1 protein-coding gene is annotated in these 2,273 nt (G+C 69.5%); it reads left to right on the top strand.

Features of this window, described 5'->3' with window-relative positions; genetic code table 11:
- The first annotated feature begins 100 nt into the window (after positions 1-100).
- Positions 101-1,819 (top strand): L-lactate permease, encoded by a 1,719-nt coding sequence (locus LCE31_RS11235; protein ID WP_263631708.1) that lies wholly within the window; start codon positions 101-103, stop codon positions 1,817-1,819.
- Positions 1,820-2,273 lie beyond the last annotated feature (454 nt).

The following is a 2,273-nucleotide window of genomic DNA, read 5'->3' as shown; positions in this document are numbered from 1 at the left end:
GGGTAGGACCCGGCGCCAACTCCCCAGGATCTCCCCGGCGGAGCGTCCCGACGCCGGGGCCGCAGGTTCTTCCCCGCCGTCCCAGAAGGGGTGCACCGTGCTGCTCGCCGCGTACCAACAGAACTACCGCCCGATAGCCGACTCGATCGGCTGGTCCTCACTGATCGCGATCCTTCCGCTGCTGGTCCTGTTCCTGCTCCTGGGCGTCCTGCGGATGCGGGCCTGGCTCGCGTCGCTGATATCGGCGGCCGTCTCGGTGGTCCTCGCCATCACCGCCTACGCGATGCCGGCCTGGGACGCGCTGAACAGCGGTGCGCTCGGCGCCGCGAACGGATTCTTCCCGATCATGTGGATCGTCATCAACGCGATCTTCGTCTACAACCTCACGGTCGAGACAGGGCACTTCGACGTGCTGCGCCGGTCGTTCGCGTCCGTCAGCGAGGACCAGCGGGTCCAGGCGATCATCATCGCGTTCTGTTTCGGAGCGCTGATGGAGGCTCTCGCCGGGTTCGGCACACCGGTCGCCATCAGCTCCGTGATGCTGATGGCGCTGGGCTTCAGGCCGCTGAAGGCGGCGACGGTGACACTGGTCGCCAACACCGCGCCGGTGGCCTACGGCGCGATCGCCGTACCCATCACGACCCTCGCCGGTGTGACGGGCCTGCCGCTGGACCACCTGGGTGCCATGGTGGGGCGGCAGACGCCCGTCCTGTCGGTGTTCGTCCCGCTGGCACTGGTGTTCATCGTGGACCGCAGGCGGGGGCTCAGGGAGACCTGGCTGCCCGCGGTGGTGGCCGGTGTGGTCTTCGGTGTGTTCCAGTACCTGTCGTCGAACTTCTGGTCCGTTCAACTCGCTGACATCGTGGCCTCGTTGGTGTCAGCACTGGCGGTGGTCCTGCTGACCCGGGTGTGGCAGCCGAAGACCGCGTACCACGAGGACGCGGAGGGCGACGGCGCGGACGACGGGAGCCGGCGGCTCGGCCGGGACGGCGGGGAGGCCGGCAGGTCCCCGGCGGGCGCGGACGGCGGCCGGGGGCCGCGCGACACGCCGCTGGAGGTCTTTCGCGCGTACGCGCCCTACCTGGTGATCATCGTGGTGTTCGTGCTGGCCACGCGGGTGCCCGCGATCACGGGGAAGCCCCCCGCCGGTGTCGGCGCCTCGGGGACGGGGCTGGAATCCGTCACCCGCGTCATCAACTGGCCCGGCCTGCACATCACCAACGCGTCGGGCGATCCCGTCTCGACGACGTTCAAACTCAACTTCCTCTCGGCGGCGGGCAGTCTGCTGCTGATCTCGGGGCTGATCACCCTGCTGATACTCGGAGTCGGCCCTGGCCGGGCCGTCAAGGCGTACGGACGGACCCTGAACCAGCTGAAGTTCGCGATCCTCACGGTGATGCTCGTGCTGGGACTCGGCTTCATCATGAACGAGTCGGGGCAGACCACCACGCTCGGCCTGTGGGTGGCCGGCGCCGGCGGCCTCTTCGCCTTCCTCTCGCCGATCCTCGGGTGGCTCGGCGTAGCGGTGACGGGCTCGGACACCTCGTCCAACTCGCTGTTCGGCGCACTCCAGGTGACCGCGGCGCACCAGGCGGGGCTGTCTCCGACGCTGATGGCGGCGGCCAACTCGTCGGGCGGTGTGCTGGGGAAGATGATCTCGCCGCAGAACCTGGCGATCGCGGCGTCCGCGGTGGGGATGCAGGGCAAGGAAGGCATCATCTTCCGCCGTGTCATCCTGTGGTCGCTGGTGTTCCTGCTGTTCATGTGCGTGCTGGTGTTTTTGCAGTCGACGCCGGTGCTGGACTGGATGGTCGTCTGAGGCCGTGTCCGGCGTCCCGTCAAAGCGCAGGCAAAGCACACGTCAAGACACGTCGTGGGGCATGCCATTTCACCGTCAATTCCCCGTACGACGCGCTCCCTGACGGACAGGCGCGAGACGGCGGACACCATCGCGCAAGAGACTTCGCACCGATGCGCGGGAGGCCGGTTCTCACTCCGACACGGCTTACGGGCGGCCCCGTGCCGGGCCGTTCCGACTGCCCGGAGAAGCGAATAAAGCAGGACCACCGCGGTGGCCGGAGCGGGGGCCGGTCATGCCTTCAGCGCGGTTCTTCCGTGAACACGCCGGGGCCCGGGTTTCTCGGCACGGCGGCCGACCACGGCGCTGGGGGGGGGGCCCCCGCCCCCGGGCCCCCGGGGGCCGGGCGCCGCGCCGCCGCCCCGGGAAGGCCCCGAGCTGAACGGTAGGACAGACGCGGTAGCTAGTGCGGAGG

It is taken from the genome of Streptomyces sp. 8L, from assembly GCF_020176795.1.
Lineage (GTDB): Bacteria > Actinomycetota > Actinomycetes > Streptomycetales > Streptomycetaceae > Streptomyces.
This window is presented reverse-complemented; position numbering and strand designations above follow the sequence as displayed.